Genomic DNA, 18,237 nt, shown 5'->3' with positions numbered 1-18,237 from the left:
AATTATGTTGATTTTAATCGCGGAAGACGACGAACTTATTTTAAAAACAATTGAACATAAATTAATAAAAGAAGGCTGTGAAGTCATCCTCACCCGCAACGGAAAAGAAGCCATAGAAACCATACAGAATACTGAGGTTGACCTGATCATCACCGATATCATGATGCCTTTTGCCTCCGGAATCGAAATACTTTCCGCGGTGCAGAAGACCGGCAGAAATACCCCTGTCATTATGCTTTCCAGCATGGGGCAGGAAGAAGTGGTCCTCAATGCTTTCGGGCTGGGTGCGGCCGACTTTATCGTGAAGCCTTTCAGCCCCAATGAGCTGATGCTGAGGATCAAAAGGTTTACGGTTAAATAAGGATATGGTGCTGCTGAATATAACCATTCACGAACTCTTTCTTACTTTTCTCGGCATGCTGCTCGTGGTGCTGCTGCTAATTGTTGCAGTTCTTTTGTACAGCTTCAGCCGGTACCGGGAACTGCTGCATATTTCGAACTGGTCGCGCATAATCGATAAAAAGGTCTCAGAAGTTATTGTGTTCGGAAAGGAGGAAAACGCCACCGATGGGGAATTGAAACAGGTTTCAGCCAATCCGTCATTCCGGGAGCTCTTTCTCGAAAAATTAGTGGGCTCAGAGAAAAAATTCTCAGGCACCGCCCAGGAAGAAATCAAGGATCTTTTCCATGCGTATAATCTGGAAAAAGAAGCATTCAGCAAGCTCAGCCAGAAAAAGGCATACCTCATCGCAGGCGGAATTCAGGAACTCACTTCGATGAAAGTGGAAGCTGCGGTTCCCCGGATTACGGCCCTGCTTTCCCATCCTTCCCCCGCTGTGTATCAGGAAGCACAGTATGCAATGGTCGCTTTCAAAGGATTTGAAGGCCTGCGTTTTCTTGATACAGAAACCCATAAGATTTCCGACTGGCAGCAGCTCAGGCTGCTGAATTCGGTTACTGCCATCCCGGAAAACTGCGAACAGGAAGTTAACGGTTGGCTCCGGAGTTCCAACGACTCGGTCATTATTTTCACCCTCAGTCTGCTCCGGAAATTCCAGATGCTTTCCTTTTATGATGCAGTGTGGCATTTACTGGACCATCCGTCAACTGAGGTAAGAATCCGGGCGGTGCAGACTTTGCTGTCGCTCGAAAATGATCAGACCATGCCTGCTCTTGCCGTTTCTTTTCCTGAACAGCCGCTGGAAGTACAGCTCGAAATTCTCCGCGTGATGGAAATTTCCCGCGACCGGCGTTCTGTGGGTTTTCTGAAGCAGCAGCTTCTGGAACATCCTGCATCCGGCATCCGGATTCAGGCAGCTGAAGCGCTGTTCACCCTTGGTCATCAGGAATATTTAAACCAGGTTTCCTGCAATCCTGAGTCGTCAGAAGAATTAATTCATATCATCAAACACGCCCTTCAGGAAAAAATATGTTGACTTTTGCCCATTTTATTTACGAACTCATCATCTGGCTGTTTTTGATTTACGGTGCCGCCGTAGTGGTCATTTACGGATGGATCGGGATTTATGCCCTCGGCGCAGTGATCAGGTACAAGAAGCAGAATACCTTTACCGATTACAGCATTATTGCCGCCAACCCGAATGCACCGGCATTCAGTCTCATTGCACCCGCCTATAATGAAGGAAGGACCGTGGTGGAAAATGTAAGGTCGCTGCTTTCCCTTTATTATCACAATCTGGAAATTATCATTGTGAATGACGGGAGCAAAGACGATTCCATGCAGAAACTCATTGAAGCTTATGAACTGGAATCTACCGCTTTTTTTATTCAGGGGAAGATAGAAACCAATGCCATCAGAGGGGTTTATAAAAGTAAAAATCCGGCTTTCGGAAAACTGATCGTGGTGGACAAGGAAAACGGCGGTAAAGCTGATGCCCTCAATGTCGGTGTGAATATCTCTTCCGGGGAATATCTCGTCTGTATTGATGTGGACTGTATTCTGGAACAGGATGCTATCCTGAAGCTCGCCAAACCTTTCCTGGAGCAGACCGATAAAAAAGTAATTGCCTGTGGCGGCGTCATCAGACTCGCCAATAACTGCAGGATCGAAAACGGTAAAATCGTGGACGTGAACATCCCCAAAAGCCTTTTGGGAAGAACCCAGGCGCTGGAATATATCCGTGCGTTTGTCCTCGGGCGCATGGCATGGTCGCGCGCTTCCGGACTGATTCTGATCTCGGGTGCTTTCGGCGTATTCGACAGGAAAATTGTGCTGGCATGTGGCGGTTACGACCGAAAGACCGTCGGTGAGGATATGGAACTCGTCGTGAGGATGCGCAAATACATGGAAGAAAAAAAGGAAGCGTATGAGGTGGTGACGATTCCCGATCCTTTATGCTGGACCGAAGCCCCGGAAACCAAAGAAATCCTTAAAAAACAGCGCAACAGATGGATGCGCGGCACCATGGAAACCCTCTGGAAACACCGGAAACTCATGTTCAATCCCAAATACGGTAAACTCGGGATGGTGAGTCTGCCTTACTGGTTCTTTTTTGAGTTCCTCGGTCCGCTGGTGGAGTTTTTTGGTTATATTGTCTTTATTGTGTTTCTGTTATTGGGAATCATCAGCTGGCCCTTCTTTCTGGTCCTCTTTGCACTGGTCATTTCTACAGGATTTCTCTTTTCCATCTATGCTATTTTGGTCGATCTGGTGAGTCATCAGGTGTACAACAAAAGAAAAGATTTCACGAGCCTGATCACCACAGCGATTTTAGAACCTTTTTATTTTCACCCCCTCGTCGTGCGTGCCGGAGTCAGCGGATTTATCGATTATTTTAAAAAGTCCCATGCCTGGGGCGAAATGACCAGACAGGGCTTTAACCAGACCGCCAAAGACCTGCCGCTGAAGGAAAGACTGGCCGCCATTCTCAAAGTAGGGCTCAGGAACTGGGGCGTTTTTGCCTCGGTATTTCTGTTTCTTTTCCTGCTGGGCGTTTCCGCCGAGTGGGCATGGTACCGTTATCATTTTTCCGACAGTAATGATGCCCTCATTGCCCGGAATCTTTTCTTTGAGAACCTCCTCTTTGTTTTGAGACTTCTGTTTGGATTGGGAATCATTTACCTGTTGGTGAATTTTGTTAAGGAGAACTGGGCCAAGGCACTGGTCATCATCACCGGATCTGCGGTGGTGATCAGTCAGTATCTGCTGTTCATTTATTTCTCAGAATCTAAAAATCTTTTGGGTGCCGACCTGCTGTATTATAACAGAGACGAAATGAATCAGATCCTGCAGGCCAGCGGAATGCTCAGCACCGTAAATCTTGCCTTGGCCGGAATTCTGATCGTCATGGCCGTAATCCCTTTTTGGCTCGCTAGCAGATCCGCGTTCAAGTCCGTGCATGCAGGCGCTGTATTCCTGGGCATTGGCCTGCTGGCTTTTTTCGTGCCGGCAGATGCGCTGGCGCTGAATAATGTCAATGAGTTTGACCGCAATGCTGCCAAAAGCAAATGGGCTTACTTCTTTAATTCAAACGTCGATAATGCGGTGAGTGAATATCCTGAAATTGCCGGTTTACTGGGCGGTACCAATCATTTTGCCGTGAATGCCGACATGCTGGATCCCAATTTTCCGTTCTGGAGAAAAGAAAATACCCCTGATTTTTTGGGACCATATATGAATGCTTCCGACAAAGTTCCGAATCTGGTGTTCGTGGTGCTGGAAGGAATGGGCCACGCCTACAGTTCCCCGAAAGGATATATCGGAAACTTCACGCCTTTTCTTGATTCGCTCTCCCGGAAAAGTCTCTACTGGGAAAATAACCTGAGTTCTTCGGGAAGAACTTTTTCTGTACTTCCTACCTTAACCGGCTCCCTGCCTTTCGGAAAGAACGGCTTTATGGAAATTGAAAAAACACCGGAACATTTCAACCTCTATAACATCCTGAAAAAGAACGGATTTGAAACCTCGTTTTTCTATGGCGGAAACGCGTCATTTGACAGAACCAAAGATTTTCTGAACTACTCCGGGGTGGATCATATTGTGGACGAAGCTTCCTTTAAAGCACCCTTTAAAAAACTGCCTGCCAAAAACGGGGAAAGCTGGGGATATGAAGACCAGGCTGTGTTTTCCAAAATGCTTCAGGTGCAGAAACCCGGAGCGAAACCGTATTTCAGCACCATCCTTACCCTGTCCACGCACAGTCCGTTCTTAATTAATAATATGGACTATTACGAAAAATTATATGCACAGAAAATGCAGTCGGGTGAGCTTTCGCAGGAACAGAGAAAATGGGCAGCTCAGCATAAAAAACAGCTCGTAGCTGTACTGAATGCCGACGATGCATTAAAGCGATTTTTCGAGGAGTACCGCAAACGGCCTGATTTCGGAAATACCGTTTTCGTGATCACCGGCGACCACAGCATGCCCGAAATTACCCTGCAGTCCAAAATCGACCGCTACCATGTGCCGCTGCTCATTTATTCGCCGCTGCTGAAAGAAGCCAGACATTTTAAAAAGATCGTGAGCCATTTCGATGTTGCACCTTCCATACTTGCCTATTACCGGAACAACTATCAGCTGACCACGCCGAAAACCGTGGCCTGGGTAGGAAAAGGACTGAAATCGGATTCGGATCTCACTTCTACCGGAATCCCGATCATGAAAAGTAAAAACCAGCTCATCGATTTCGAATACGGGTTTTATCATCTGGAAGATCAGCAGCTGCTGCTTCTGAACAATATGGAAGAGGATGAGGTCAACGATCCTGCAGCTGTGAACAGGGTGAAAAAATACTTCGACGATTTCAAAAGCCGCAATGCCAGATTTTATTCCACCAATCAGCTCATGCCGGATTCGGTGATGGTGAATTTTATGAAAAAAACGTCGGCTGAATTCTAGAACTTTTTGGTGTATCCTACACCAATATCAAACTGGTTTCCTTTAACATTGGGGCGGAATTCCTGATTGAAATACATGGCGGATACTGAAAACAGGTTGGTCTTCTGTACCGAAAAACTGTATTCAGCACCCAGTTTGAAGGTTTTGAGCTTAAAGGTTTCAATTTCCAGCAGGTTGCTCCGGTTTTCTTCAGGGCTGATGCCGGTTCCCGCCTGAAAAGCAAAATAATCCTGCCCTCCTTTTGGGTAGTACCTTACCGTTCCCGTATAGGAATGGGAAATGTTCTGATGATCCGGCGTGATATAGGTGCGGAGATTGAACCAGAAGTTCTTATAATACTTCCCTACAGATGCGGTGTATAACCAGATATTGTCGGTAAAATACAGCTGCCGGTAACCGATTTCCGCTTCAAAACTTTTCGGAAGGTTGGCGTTGAGGGATGCACCTGTTCTGTATTTCGGGAAAATGCCGACGTCATTCGAATAGCCTGCACCCACATACAGATAAAACATTTTCGAAAGTCTCGGATACGCTTCGATTTCAAACTGGGTGCCGCTTTCCGCAAATTTATTGGCATAGTTTCCTTTAAGGATCACAGATCCTACCGGTGTCACTCTTTTATAACTGATTCCCACCATGTGCCAGTCATCCGAAAACTGCTTATCGAAATGGGAGAAGCTGTAGGTGATGCCGATGGCGTTTTTCGCATTCAGATCATTGATTTTTACGGCCAGCTCCCTTGCTTCTGTGTTTTTGGGATTCAATGCCAGCAGTTCACCCACGGTTTGGTATGCTCCCTTATAGTTCCGGTCAGAAGTCTGGGCTTTGGCTTTCAGCAGGAGAAGCGGCTCCGATTGCGGATGATAAGCCAGGCCTTTGTTCAGGATTTCAACCGCTTTTGAATTTTGGTCATTCCAGTATTCCAGGGAAGCATAGGCCAAAAAGAAATCTTCGTCCTGCACATTCTTCCCGGCCAGGGTTGAAAACACATTTCTTGCCGCCTCCGTATCTCCGCTCCAGGTAAACAGCCTTCCCAGAAAGACTGAAATATCTGTATAATCGGGGGACTGTTCCAGTGCCTGCTGTGCCAGCGCAATGGCGGCGGGATAGTCTTTCTTTTCAAAGGCGGTGGTTCTTGCTTTCCGGAACAGCTCATCAGCGCTCAGATGCTGCTGACTGTACAGGGAAAAGGAAAACAGAAGAAAAACGAATATGCTGAGGCGCTGTTTCATAAAAATGGCAGTGTAAAAATTTCTTAAATTACTGTGCATCAGGAAGGGTCTATGTTTTTTTCCTGAATAGTGCGGTAAAAATAAGAATTTGAAAATACTTTTCAGCCATATTGGTTAAAATCAGGAGCACACAGCAAGCAGAAAGCAGAAAGGTTCCGGCAACGAATCGGTTTTTTTAAAGATCAGACTTTACTATTAAAAGCATGCCGAAATCATTTGCTACACGGAAGATTCGGGCAGCAGCGGGGGCTTTTTCTTTAAATGACACTTGAAAAGGGGTGTTTTCACTATTGTACAGTTATGCAGGTCTCAGTAGTTTTGACAGTGAACTGATGACCAAAAATCATGAAAACGTTTTTTGACGACAGCTCGGCCGGAGATTAATCCGGTTGTTCAGCACCGGTGAAACGACTTTAAAAATAAAACGATGGACGGAAATATCGGTCAGCTGAAAAAAAGAGTCATCACCAGATACAGGAAAAAGAAGCCCATGAGACCCTGAGAAAGTTCCGGACTTCTTCTATGGATGAAAGAGGTAACGCTGTATCCTGAAGATATGCAGCATACCCTGCCTGCAAAGCAAATGTAGGAAAAAAGAGTGAAAAGTATGCATCTTGATCCTATTTTAACTTTTTTAACGGACATACATTTTCTGGGCACGCACGGCAAAAATCTTCACTGCAATTCCCGCATGCAGTATTGATGCGGGCTCAAAAAATGCCAGAAGACCGGAGGCAGACCGGCAATTGCCTATGGAAGCTGAACAGTTTGGAGAGGGTGTTGCGCTGCAGAAGTTGATAGACGCCATTAAAGCGATGACTGAAAAAATGCAGTCTGAAGACAAAGGATTTTATGACAGTGCAGACATCAAGATGCTCCTGAACATTAGCGACAAGACCCTCTACAGATACAGAAAAAGCGGCCAGTTGCACTTTTTTGTGTTGGGCGGTAAATACTATTACCCCAAGACCTTTCTGAAAAAAGTACTTCGAAAACGGCGGTAGCATGTGCAATGCAGGAATGACTTTTCCGGTGGAAAAGGTATCCTGTAAAAGACAAAGAGACTGAATCCGTGGATGCAGTCTCTTTTTTGATGAACAGCGGGAGGTGATTCCCCTAAAGGATCATCATTTCTCCCATGTACAGAGAAGTGCAGGCAATCTTTCCTGCCGCGTTCCGGAACCACAGATACACCTGTACCTGTTTACCGGTGAAACTGTCCGGCACTACTTGCTCTGCGGTGAGTTCTGCCCGCATGGCAATGCCGTCCGTGAGCACAAACTCATTCAGCTCCGGGCAGTAAATGGCAGACCCGAACACGTCATCCTCTGCGGCAGTAGCCTGTCCCGAGTTATCTTCCCAGGAGCAGGTCACCACGCCACCGGCCTGCAGCGTAACCTGCGGATTTTTAAATCCGGACAGTTCCCCTTTGGTAATCAGTACCTTGTTGAAGAGCAGTTCCGGCTCCCCGTTTACCACCTTTACCGCTTCGCGCAGCGTGTAGGAAACTGCCAGGTTGACTCTGGATTTCACTCCTGCCCTGGACCCGAACAGCTGAGACTGAATGCCCTGCAGCGGGTTGAGGAATTTAATCACCAGACGGAACTTCTTCCGCTGCAGCAGCTGCTCTTCCGTGGGCGGTTTATGGCTTGCGGTGGGGCGGCTGCGGATAATGCTTTTACCTCTGTACGTGCTGCCAACTACGGTACCTACTGTACCTCTGAATCCTCCAAGGATTCCTTTCTTGATTTCTCCCATAATTTCTTATTTTTAATGGTTATACAGGCCAAATTTAATATGTTGATTTTCAATACACAAGCATTTTCGGAAACGTGACCGGAGATGACTTATTCTGACCTGAAATGTCCGTTTTTGTCCTTTTTTGACCACCCGGTTTTCCGCACAGTAGATCCGCCCGTTTTCCTTTTGTTCGGGAACAGTTCGGTAAGGGTTCGGGAGGGGTTCGCTATATCGGTGTTTTTTCCGAAGCCGCCCCGAAGAATGGCCGACTGAAGGAAGTGGGAGAGGGGGGGAGGGGGGGTACGGTTTTCCATTTTTTTGGAAACTCCCTATTTGCTATTTTTGAAAAAGACAGCGCACGCCAGCAGAACCAACCATAACTGAGGACGCAAGAATCGTTTTTTCCTCTGCTTCATTTTGTTCATTGGTCTGCATTAATTATATTTACCTCATCAACTGAAGCCTATGCCGAATCAGAATCCCGAACAGAAATCCCGTGATCAGATCGATGCGATGCTGCAACAGGCTGGCTGGCACGTGCAGTCAAAGAATAATATTGATTTCAGTGTGGGATTGGGTATTGCGGTGCGGGAATACCAGACAAGTGTTGGTCCTGCAGATTATGTGTTATTCGTAAATCAGAAACCATTGGGTTTAATCGAAGCCAAAAAGGAAGATGAGGGACATCGGCTTACCGTGGTGGAAGAGCAGTCAAAGGAATATGCTTCGGCAGGATTAAAGTTTTTCAAAAACACGGATGGATTAAAATATATTTATGAAAGTACGGGCGTTGTTACCCGCTTTACCGATTATACCGACCCAAAACCCCGCGGCAGAAATATTTTCAGTTTTCATAAGCCGGAAACTTTGTTGGAATGGTCAAAAAGAGAAAAGAGTTTAAGAGGAAGGTTTTTAGATTATCCTGTATTGGATGAAACAAATTTGCGTCCGGCACAGATCATTGCAATCAATAATTTAGAAAAATCGTTTAAAGGCAACCGGCCAAAAGCCCTGATACAGATGGCAACGGGTGCAGGTAAAACCTTTACTGCAGCTACTTTTATTTACCGCTTATTGAAATTTGCAAAGGCTAAACGTGTTTTATTTTTAGTCGATACCAAAAACTTAGGTGAACAGGCCGAGCAGGAATTCAGAGCCTATCAACCACAGGATGATAACCGCAAATTTACCGAGCTGTACAATGTGCAGCGATTGACTTCGAGTTATATTGCCGACGAAAGTCAGGTCTGTATTTCTACCATTCAGCGGATGTATTCTATTTTGCAGGGCGAAGAAATGGATGAAGAGGAAGATGTGGTCAATCCCAATGAAAACTCTTCCTGGATAGAAAAACAACTGGCAAAAAAAGATGCCATTCCGGTAGCTTATAATCCAAAAGTTCCTATTGAGCAGTTTGATTTTATTATTATCGACGAATGCCACCGCTCCATTTACAACCTCTGGAAGCAGGTGTTGGATTATTTCGATGCTTTTCTGGTCGGCTTAACTGCAACGCCTGATAAAAGAACTTTTGGTTTCTTTAATCAAAATGTAGTAAGTGAATATACCTATGAGCAATCAGTCATTGATGGGGTGAATGTTCCTTACGATGTATATTTAATTGAAACCGATATTTCCACAAATGGTGGTTTGATCGAAAAAGGCTGGTTTGTGGACAGAAGAGATAAACTGTCGAGAGCCAAACGCTGGCAGCAGGAAGATGAAGACACGGAATATGCCAGAAATGATCTGGATAAAAAGGTAGTCAACACCAGCCAAATCAGAACCATAATGACGGCTTATAAAGAAGCGCTGAGAAAGGACATTTTCCCCAGGCGTTTTGATGAAAACGGGGAATATGAAGTGCCTAAGACGTTGGTGTTTGCCAAAACCGACAGCCACGCCGATGACATCATCAACATCATCAGAGAAGTGTTTGATGAAGGCAATGATTTCTGTAAAAAGGTAACCTATAAGATTGATGAAGATCCTAAATCGGTTCTGAACCGTTTCAGGAACGACTATTACCCACGCATTGCGGTTACCGTAGATATGATTGCGACCGGCACCGATGTAAAACCTTTGGAGGTATTGCTCTTTATGCGGGATGTGAGAAGCATCAATTATTTTGAGCAGATGAAAGGACGTGGTACGCGTACCATTTCCGCCGATAAATTAAAACTGGTGACCAAAACTGCCGATGCGAAAACCCATTTCGTGATTGTAGATGCTGTAGGTGCCACCAAATCAAAAAAGACCGACAGCCGTCCGCTGGAACGTGCCCCAACCATTCCGTTAAAAGATTTGTTGCAGGCCGTAACCATGGGCGTGCAGGAAGAAGATGTGTATCTTTCTTTGGCAAACCGATTGATCCGTCTGGAAAAACAGCTGACCGACCCCGAAAAAGAGAAAATTCAGGAACTGGCAAAAGGCAAAAGTTTAAAACAGATGACCCGCGAACTGATTGAAGCTTTCGATGCGGATGTCATTGCCGATAAAACAAAAGCCATTATCGCGAAAATCCCGGTGAATGAACGTACGCCTGCCAAAGAAGAAGAAGCCAGAGCCGAAGCGCAGGAAGTGTTGCTGAAGACGGCCTCATTAACATTTAATGGCAAACTGAACGACCATATCGATAATGTGCGCAAACAGCATGACCAGATTATCGACCATATCAATCTGGATGAAGTAACCAAAGCAGAATGGGACAACGAATCGGTGGACAAAGCCAAGGCTTTGATCAATGATTTCAGCGAATACCTGAAAGCCCATAAAGACGAGATCCAGGCACTGAGTATTTTTTACGACCAGCCTTACAATCGCCGCAACATTACTTTTAAAATGATCAAAGAAGTAATGGACAAACTGAAACTGGAAAAACCGCTGTTGGCTCCGGCGAACATCTGGAATGCCTATGCGGGGTTAGAAGAAGTGAAAAGCGATTGCCCGAAAGATGAACTCACAGCATTGGTTTCTCTGATCAGAAAAGTGTGTGGCATCGATGAAGAACTGAAGCCATTTGATAAAACCATTGACGAAAATTTTAAGCACTGGATATTTGCCCAAAATGCCGGACAGCACAACCGCTTTAGTAACGAGCAGATGGAATGGCTGCGGATGATCAAGGACCACATCGTAAGTTCTTACCATATTGAGCTGGACGATTTAGATTATAACCCGTTTGACAGCAAAGGCGGCAGAGGAAAGATGTACCAATTGTTTGGTAATGAAATGGATAGTATTATTAATGAATTAAATGAAGTTTTAGCTGCATAATGAGGGAAGATTGGATAGAATGTGAAATTGGAGATGTTTTTGACGTGGTAACTGGAAATACTCCATCAAAAGCAAATCCATTACTATATGGAGGGAATATCCCCTTTATAAAACCACCAGAAATTAATAATAAAGAGGTAGAAGATGCATCAGAATTTTTAACAGAAGAAGGAGCTAAAGTTGCAAGAATTTTACCTAAACATTCCGTATTAATTACCTGTATTGGCAACTTGGGTAGGGTCGCAATGAACTCGAAATTTGAAGTTGCATTTAACCAGCAAATAAATGCTTTAAAGCCTAATAAGTTCGTCTATCCTAAATATATTTATTACAAGGCACAATCAAGTAACTTTAGAAATCAGTTAGAAGAATTAAGTACAGCGGTTACTGTTTCTCTTGTTAATAAAACAAACTTTTCTAAAGTTAGATTTCCTTTACCACCTCTTCCCGAACAACGAGCCATTGTTAAAAAATTAGAAAGTTTATTTAGCAGTTTAGATGCCGGTGTTGCAGATTTAAAAAAAGCACAACAGCAATTAAAAATTTACAGGCAAGCGGTTTTGAAAAAGGCTTTTGAGGGGGAGAAAAGAGAACAGAAATTAATCAATATTTCTGAAGCGATTGGTGGTTTTGCATTCAAAAGTCCTGATTTCGTAGAAAAGGGAATTTATCAAGTAATTAGAATCGGAAACATTAGACCCGATTTAATTAGATTAGATTCCAATCCTGTTTTTGTTAATCAAATAAATGATAAGATAAGAAAATATCTTTTAAAAGATAATGACATTGTTATATCACTTACTGGAACAAGAAATAAAAGAGATTATGGATTTTCAGCGTTAGTTAAGAATGAAAACCTTTTACTGAATCAGCGTTTGGCTGCTATAAGGTTTAATGAAGACTGTAATCCAAAGTATTATTTGCATTACTTTTCTACTGATTATTTTAAAGATGATTTCTTCTCGGCAGAAACTGGAAATACTGGACAAGGAAATGTTGGAATGAATGCAATTAAAGAAACATTAGTTCCATTTCCGTCCCTTTTAATCCAAAACGAAATCGTCAAACAAATCGAATCCCGTTTATCCGTTTGTGATTCCATAGAACAAAACATCGCAGCAGGTTTAGAAAAAGCAGAAGCCTTGCGCCAAAGCATCCTTAAAAAAGCATTTGAAGGTAGTTTGTTAACCGCACAGGAACTGGCAGAATGTAAATTTGCTGCAGATTACGAACCTGCAAGCGTGTTGCTGGAGCGGATAAAAGCAGAGCAAAAAGAGATAAAAGCTAAACCAAGCAAAAAGAAACCGCGCCACAGCGTGGCGAAATATGAATAGCTCGGTACGAGCGGAATATTAATAGCCACAGCGTGGCGGAATATCAATAGCCACATAGTGGCGGAATATCAATAGCCACATAGTGGCAAAATATCAATAGCCACATAGTGGCGAAATATCAATAGCAAAAATAAGATATCATTATCAAGCTCCGTAGGAGCGACATATTAATAATAAAGGCATCTAATAACAATGGCAAATACCTACACACAATTATATTTCCATATTGTTTTTGCGGTAAAAGGACGAAACAATTTCATTTCAGACAAATGGAAAGACGAATTATATAAATACATTTCAGGTATTATTTCCAATAAAAACCAGAAACTAATGATTGTAAATGGAATGCCCAACCACATTCATTTATTAATAGGTACCAAACCCAATTGTAATTTATCAGATTTAATTCGCGATATAAAAGCCAATTCATCTAAATGGATCAATGAGAAAAAATTAACAAACATCAATTTTGAATGGCAAACCGGTTTTGGTGCATTTACCGTAAGTCAATCGGTTGTTCCCAATGTAATTGAATATATTAAAAATCAAGAAGAGCATCATAGAAAAAAAACCTTTAAAGAAGAATATGTTGAATTTTTAAAAGCCTATCAAATTGATTTTAAAGATGAATATCTGTTTGATGAAGAATAATCTTTAATTATCATATTTATTAATATTTCGCTCCTACGGAGCTTGGGATATTTTAAAAAATACGGCTATTGATATTTCGCTCCTATGGAGCTTGGGATATTTTAAAAAATACGGCTATTGATATTTCGCTCCTACGGAGCTTGGAATATTTTAAAAAATACGGCTATTAATATTTCGCTCCTACGGAGCTTGGGGTATTTTAAAAAAACACGGCTATTGATATTTCGCTCCTACGGAGCTTGGGATATTTTAAAAAATACGGCTATTAATATTTCGCTCCTACGGAGCTTGGGGTATTTTAAAAAAACACGGCTATTGATATTTCGCTCCTACGAAGCTTGGGGTATTTTAAAAAAAACACGGCTATTCATATATCGCTCCTGCGGAGCTTTAAATAATAAATAAAAATGACAGAATCAGCAATAGTATCAAAAATATGGAACCTGGCGAATGTAATGCGCCACGATGGAGTTGGATATGGAGATTACCTTGAACAAATCACCTATCTGCTGTTCCTTAAAATGGTGGATGAATTAAATAAACCACCTTACAACAGAAACCTAAAATTACCACGACTGAAAGATGTTGAAGGTAAAGAAATAGCAGGTGCAGAAATTTGTTCGTGGGAGAACCTGGTTTCTAAAAACGGTGCAGAACTGGAATCGTTTTACATTCAGGCATTGCGTTCATTGGGTACGGAAAAAGGAATGTTGGGACAAATCTATGTGAAGAGTCAGAACAAAATACAGGATCCGTCTAACCTGCAGCGCATCATCACCATGATCGGCAAAGAAGACTGGAGCATGATGGGAGCTGATGTAAAAGGAACCATCTACGAAGGCTTGCTGGAAAAGAATGCGGAAGACACTAAATCGGGAGCAGGACAATACTTTACACCGAGAGCATTAATCAGAACAATGGTAGCCTGTGTACAGCCGAAGCCGATGAAAACAGTTATTGATCCGGCTTGCGGTTCGGGCGGTTTCTTTTTGGCCGCTTACGACTGGCTTACAGAAAACAATAAACTGGATAAAGATGAAAAGATGTTCCTGAAGAACAGTACTTTTCACGGCAATGAAATCGTTGCCAGCACCCGCCGAATGTGTCTGATGAATTTGTACCTACACGGTATTGGGGAAATAAATACTGAACCTTTAGTCAAATCAAATGATGCGTTAATAGCCGCTGAAAGTGAAACCTACGATTATGTACTCGCTAATCCTCCTTTTGGCAAGAAAAGTGGCATGACCGTTACGAACGAAGACGGCGAGATTGAGAAAGAAGACATCAGTTATAACCGTCAGGATTTCTGGGAAACCACCAGCAACAAACAGCTGAATTTTCTGCAGCATATTAAATCCCTGATGAAGATTGATGGTGAAGCAGCAGTGGTTTTGCCAGACAATGTTTTGTTTGAAGGCGGGGCCGGAGAAGAAATCAGAAAGCAGTTATTAAAGACGACGGAACTGCATACTATTTTGCGCTTGCCAACCGGTATTTTCTATGCCAATGGAGTGAAGGCAAATGTGTTGTTCTTCAATAACAAACCTGCCAGTAAAGACCCGTGGACAAAAGAAGTCTGGTTTTATGATTACCGAACCAATGTTCATCATACGCTGAAGAAAAAGCCTCTGACAGAAGCTGATTTAGAAGACTTTGTACAATGTTACCATCCGGAAAATAGATACAAACGCAAGGAAACCTGGAGTGAAGAAAACCCAGACGGCCGCTGGAGAAAATACAGTTATGATGAAATTATTGCAAGAGATAAAACCAGTCTGGATATCTTCTGGGTGAAAGACCAAAGCTTAACAGATTTGGATAACCTGCCTGATCCGGATGTTCTGGCGCTGGAGATTATTGACAATATTGAAGCTGGTTTAGCAAGTTTTCGGGAGATCGTAAAAGAGCTGGAGTAAAGCGTTATTCGGTTAGCAGCAGAAGTCTGTAAAAAGCATCATTTGGGATTGGAACATGAGTTTTTAGCGCATTTTTATGCGAATGAAAATGATGCGGATTGTGTCAACGCAGTAAGAAGGGCAGCCGAATCAGCACAGTTGAATGTATCTGAACAGTCTTTTCCATTCAAATGGGGAGAGGATTTCGGGATTATTACCTCCCGGTTCAAAGGGTGTATGTTTGGATTGGGCTCAGGAGAAAACGATGCGGTCTCTAGCGACGATATTCAGAAGTTAGCAGGTACACTGAAACGTAACATAGATGTAGGTATATTTGTATCTGCTGGTACTTTCTTGAAACCTGCAGTTAAGGAAGCTGAAGACTCCCGAGAACATATAGAACATATAGATTTTGAACGTCTTATTTCTCTGTGACAATCTTATTATTACAAACTAGATGATATGCAAAAACAACATTTGCCCTTCATTCTATTTATTTTGTAGGAGAATAATGGAAGAGAATGTTCATCGTAATGCAATTTTTTCTATGTTACCTTTTATTTTGCCTTAACATAGCTGTCCTAATAACTAACGAATGCTAAAAGAAATTTACTTTAATTTCCATGTAGCTCTGATGCAGGGTGTACTTACTAAGCGAAAAACTGTGCAGTCTTTTATTTCTGATGCGATGGATTTCCATGTATACAGTCATAGATTAAATTTCATAGTTAAATAATAGGTTTGTTATTGGTTTCTTTTCCAAATTGCATATTCTAAAGATGGTAAGCCATATTGCTTTCTTCGGTTTTCAATGGTATCTTTTGGTACTTTTTGAATTTCAACAACACCGGTCCAAATTCCATCATCACCGAAAAAAAATACCTTATGCTGATGGACATATTTTCCATCTATCAATGAAAAAATATGCATCGGACTTGCTTCTCCAGATTTTACATATTTCATAAGTAACTTCTTGTTTTTTTCAAAATCTGAGCTTGCATTCGCAATATGTGGATAAAAAGCCATTAAAAACACAGAAAGTGGCATACCAATTTTTTGATAGGTTGGATAACCATATTTGTTTAAAAGACCACTGAATTCAACATAGTTATTGTCATCAACCAGTCTGATTGCATCTGGATCATCATACGATTTTCTCACAGCTTGGTCTTTGGCTCTTATATCGCCCATCTTCGCCTGATAATCATTATTTAATTTACTTTGAAAAACTGTTTCCCAATTTTTAATTTCCTCAGCACTAATCTTGTTTCGTTGCACTGCCAAAGCAATCAAACTATCCTTTTCAATCTTTTCTTTATTTAATCCCCAATCTTTAATTAAATTTTCCAAAACGGGTCTTATGTTTTCCTTTCGTTTTTCCAATTCAGCAAGGCGAACATAATTGGACATTTCGTAAAGATAAATTTGGTTAAGAGGTTTGTAGATCTTAAACAAACTATCCAATTTCACAAATGCTTCCTTATTTTTTCCAATAATCCTCAAACTATCAGCTTTATAAACCTCCAAGTAATATGGAATATAATTTACCTCTTTTTGGTTTTCGCTCAACTGTTTGCTTTTACACGAAAGAACAGAAATCAGTATCAAAAAAGTTAAGAACGTAATATTTTGCTTTGAAATGGTTTTGTTTTTCATTTTTTTGTTACTAAATTAATAATTGACATGAATGGGTTTTGAAGTCCGCATGCATATATTATACAAATAATATGTGCATAAAATTACATTTTCTATCTTTGTTAATCAGTAACTTTTTTAACATCGAAACAAAATTGCAGGAAATAAGCATCAATAAAGGTTTGTCCCCCGACTATCCCACTGTCCGAAGTGTCCTCACTTCGGACCCCCTTTGGATCCGTTAGACCCGCTGCACGAAGTGTGTTCACTCCGGGCCGGTAAACGGCAATTCCCATAGCTTCACAAAGTGTCCCCACTTAAAGCCTAAATATAGCACATATCCACTAGGCAAAATATCCTTAACATTCCATCCCTACCGCTGTCCGAAGTGTCCTCACTTTGGACTCTCTTTGGAAATCCGTTAGATCATATACACGTGTCTGTTGAAATCATAGCCTTGTAGCATCTCGGTTTGTTTCCCTATGACAAAAAGCTGCAGAATGTGCATCAAAAGTATTGCTGGATGGGAAACAGTTTTATCAACGATTTCGTATCTTTGAGCGGCACTGAAGCAATCTTCAGACATGGTGCCTGCCACACATTTGCCGGCATGAGCGCATGTTTGCTGATGATGCATGAAATAATTAAATACCGGACCCGGGAGTGTCTGTCAGTTATGGAAATAAACACTTTAAACCAATTAATTCAATTACGCCGACACCTCCATCAACACCCCGAAATCTCTGGGGAGGAGGTGGAAACCGCTGCGGCGGTGGTGGCGTTTTTTGATGATCTGCCCTATACCCGCATCGAAACTGAAGTGGGCGGAACAGGCGTGTTGGTGACTTTTGATTCGGGAAAACCGGGGAAATCTTTGTTGTTCAGAGCAGAATTGGATGGGCTGCCCATTCAGGAGGAAGGTGAGCTGGCCTATAAATCCGTGCATGAAGGCAAAGGACATCAGTGCGGACATGACGGACACGCAGCAATGCTGGCCGGTGTGGGAGCCTGGCTGTCTGAAAATCCGCTGAGCAGCGGAAAAGTGCATCTGCTCTTTCAGCCCGCCGAAGAAAATGGCCAAGGTGCACAGGCAGTAATGAATGACGAAAGATTTAAAACCCTGGCATTTGACGAAGTTTATGCACTGCACAATTTACCGGGTTATCCTTTAGGGCAAATTGTGGTGAAGGATCATTCGTTTACCGCAGCAGTAAACAGCGTGATCATCAAAATTACAGGAAAGACCGCTCACGCCGCAGAACCCGAAAATGGACTGAATCCCTCGTTGGCCATCGCTGAAATATTGAGCGGACTGCAGGCGCTGCAGCATAATCATCCCCAATCCGCTGATTTCAGACTGGTAACCCCGGTGCACGTGACCATGGGGAGCCGGGACTATGGCATATCTGCCGGCGATGCGGAAATTCATCTGACCCTGAGAAGCTGGACCAATGAAGGACTGGCGGAACTGGAGCAAAGCGTTATTCGGCTGGCAGCAGAAGTCTGTAAAAAGCATCATTTGGGATTGGAACATGAGTTTTTAGCGCATTTTTATGCGAATGAAAATGATGCGGATTGTGTCAACGCAGTAAGAAGGGCAGCCGAATCAGCAC

General features: G+C 42.7%; 13 protein-coding genes. 10 read left to right on the top strand and 3 right to left on the bottom strand.

All coding sequences use genetic code 11. The features are described 5' to 3' along the window. The first annotated feature begins 4 nt into the window (after positions 1-4). From L0951_RS05220 to L0951_RS05210, 3 genes are read left to right on the top strand one after another with little or no spacing between them, the layout of a single operon-like run. Positions 5-361, top strand: coding sequence for a response regulator transcription factor (locus L0951_RS05220; RefSeq protein WP_234110035.1), 357 nt, complete (start codon positions 5-7; stop codon positions 359-361). Between the two features lie 4 nt (positions 362-365). Then, positions 366-1,436: a HEAT repeat domain-containing protein gene (locus L0951_RS05215; RefSeq protein ID WP_234110034.1), complete on the top strand. Its 1,071-nt coding sequence runs from the start codon at positions 366-368 to the stop codon at positions 1,434-1,436. Next, on the top strand, positions 1,430-4,858 hold the full coding sequence (locus L0951_RS05210; RefSeq protein WP_234110032.1) for a sulfatase-like hydrolase/transferase: 3,429 nt from the start codon (positions 1,430-1,432) through the stop codon (positions 4,856-4,858). The genes L0951_RS05215 and L0951_RS05210 overlap by 7 nt, the downstream gene beginning before the upstream one ends. On the opposite strand, the gene L0951_RS05205 is transcribed toward L0951_RS05210, so the two are convergent. Next, on the bottom strand, positions 4,855-6,090 hold the full coding sequence (locus tag L0951_RS05205; protein ID WP_234110030.1) for a YaiO family outer membrane beta-barrel protein: 1,236 nt from the start codon (positions 6,088-6,090) through the stop codon (positions 4,855-4,857). The two genes, L0951_RS05210 and L0951_RS05205, sit on opposite strands and share 4 nt — an antisense overlap. Before the next feature lie 752 nt (positions 6,091-6,842). Between L0951_RS05205 and L0951_RS05200 the strand changes: the two genes are divergently transcribed. Then, positions 6,843-7,094: a helix-turn-helix domain-containing protein gene (locus tag L0951_RS05200; protein ID WP_234110028.1), complete on the top strand. Its 252-nt coding sequence runs from the start codon at positions 6,843-6,845 to the stop codon at positions 7,092-7,094. Between the two features lie 112 nt (positions 7,095-7,206). Here L0951_RS05200 and L0951_RS05195 read toward each other — a convergent pair whose 3' ends face one another. After that, the gene (locus L0951_RS05195; protein ID WP_234110026.1) at positions 7,207-7,848 is read right to left on the bottom strand and encodes a DUF6266 family protein; all 642 of its coding nucleotides are present in this window, start codon (positions 7,846-7,848) and stop codon (positions 7,207-7,209) included. A 447-nt stretch (positions 7,849-8,295) separates the two neighbouring features. On the opposite strand from L0951_RS05195, the gene L0951_RS05190 reads away from it, so the two are divergent. The 5 genes from L0951_RS05190 to L0951_RS05170 all read left to right on the top strand — a co-directional run bounded on the left by L0951_RS05190 (position 8,296) and on the right by L0951_RS05170 (position 15,424). Next, positions 8,296-11,106, top strand: coding sequence for a type I restriction-modification enzyme R subunit C-terminal domain-containing protein (locus L0951_RS05190; RefSeq protein ID WP_234110024.1), 2,811 nt, complete (start codon positions 8,296-8,298; stop codon positions 11,104-11,106). After that, a complete protein-coding gene (locus L0951_RS05185; protein ID WP_234110022.1) occupies positions 11,106-12,440 on the top strand; it encodes a restriction endonuclease subunit S in 1,335 nt (444 codons plus the stop codon). The genes L0951_RS05190 and L0951_RS05185 overlap by 1 nt, the downstream gene beginning before the upstream one ends. Before the next feature lie 192 nt (positions 12,441-12,632). Next, entirely contained in the window at positions 12,633-13,091 is a 459-nt protein-coding gene (gene tnpA, locus L0951_RS05180) for an IS200/IS605 family transposase (RefSeq protein ID WP_234110020.1), read from the top strand. A 407-nt stretch (positions 13,092-13,498) separates the two neighbouring features. Then, a complete protein-coding gene (locus tag L0951_RS05175) occupies positions 13,499-15,010 on the top strand; it encodes a class I SAM-dependent DNA methyltransferase (RefSeq protein ID WP_234110019.1) in 1,512 nt (503 codons plus the stop codon). 48 nt (positions 15,011-15,058) lie between these two features. After that, positions 15,059-15,424, top strand: coding sequence for a restriction endonuclease (locus tag L0951_RS05170; protein ID WP_234110016.1), 366 nt, complete (start codon positions 15,059-15,061; stop codon positions 15,422-15,424). A 309-nt stretch (positions 15,425-15,733) separates the two neighbouring features. Here the strand turns inward: L0951_RS05170 and L0951_RS05165 are convergent, their stop codons facing one another. Next, positions 15,734-16,645, bottom strand: coding sequence for a hypothetical protein (locus L0951_RS05165; protein ID WP_234110014.1), 912 nt, complete (start codon positions 16,643-16,645; stop codon positions 15,734-15,736). Positions 16,646-17,147: 502 nt separating this feature from the next. Between L0951_RS05165 and L0951_RS05160 the strand changes: the two genes are divergently transcribed. Beyond that, positions 17,148-18,237 (top strand): M20 family metallopeptidase (locus tag L0951_RS05160; protein ID WP_234110012.1); only part of this gene is annotated, 1,090 nt, incomplete at its 3' end.

The organism is Chryseobacterium sp. R2A-55 (assembly GCF_021401085.1).
Classification (GTDB): Bacteria; Bacteroidota; Bacteroidia; order Flavobacteriales; family Weeksellaceae; genus Kaistella.
This window is presented reverse-complemented; position numbering and strand designations above follow the sequence as displayed.

What these genes read in the sequence shown, in the direction of transcription:
- L0951_RS05200 (WP_234110028.1), top strand. Translation starts at nt 6,843, where the DNA reads ATGGAAGCTGAACAGTTTGGAGAGGGTGTTGCGCTGCAGAAGTTGATA.
- L0951_RS05165 (WP_234110014.1), bottom strand. Translation starts at nt 16,645, where the DNA reads ATGAAAAACAAAACCATTTCAAAGCAAAATATTACGTTCTTAACTTTT.
- L0951_RS05190 (WP_234110024.1), top strand. Translation starts at nt 8,296, where the DNA reads ATGCCGAATCAGAATCCCGAACAGAAATCCCGTGATCAGATCGATGCG.
- L0951_RS05185 (WP_234110022.1), top strand. Translation starts at nt 11,106, where the DNA reads ATGAGGGAAGATTGGATAGAATGTGAAATTGGAGATGTTTTTGACGTG.
- L0951_RS05175 (WP_234110019.1), top strand. Translation starts at nt 13,499, where the DNA reads ATGACAGAATCAGCAATAGTATCAAAAATATGGAACCTGGCGAATGTA.
- L0951_RS05215 (WP_234110034.1), top strand. Translation starts at nt 366, where the DNA reads ATGGTGCTGCTGAATATAACCATTCACGAACTCTTTCTTACTTTTCTC.
- L0951_RS05220 (WP_234110035.1), top strand. Translation starts at nt 5, where the DNA reads ATGTTGATTTTAATCGCGGAAGACGACGAACTTATTTTAAAAACAATT.
- tnpA (WP_234110020.1), top strand. Translation starts at nt 12,633, where the DNA reads ATGGCAAATACCTACACACAATTATATTTCCATATTGTTTTTGCGGTA.
- L0951_RS05195 (WP_234110026.1), bottom strand. Translation starts at nt 7,848, where the DNA reads ATGGGAGAAATCAAGAAAGGAATCCTTGGAGGATTCAGAGGTACAGTA.
- L0951_RS05205 (WP_234110030.1), bottom strand. Translation starts at nt 6,090, where the DNA reads ATGAAACAGCGCCTCAGCATATTCGTTTTTCTTCTGTTTTCCTTTTCC.
- L0951_RS05210 (WP_234110032.1), top strand. Translation starts at nt 1,430, where the DNA reads ATGTTGACTTTTGCCCATTTTATTTACGAACTCATCATCTGGCTGTTT.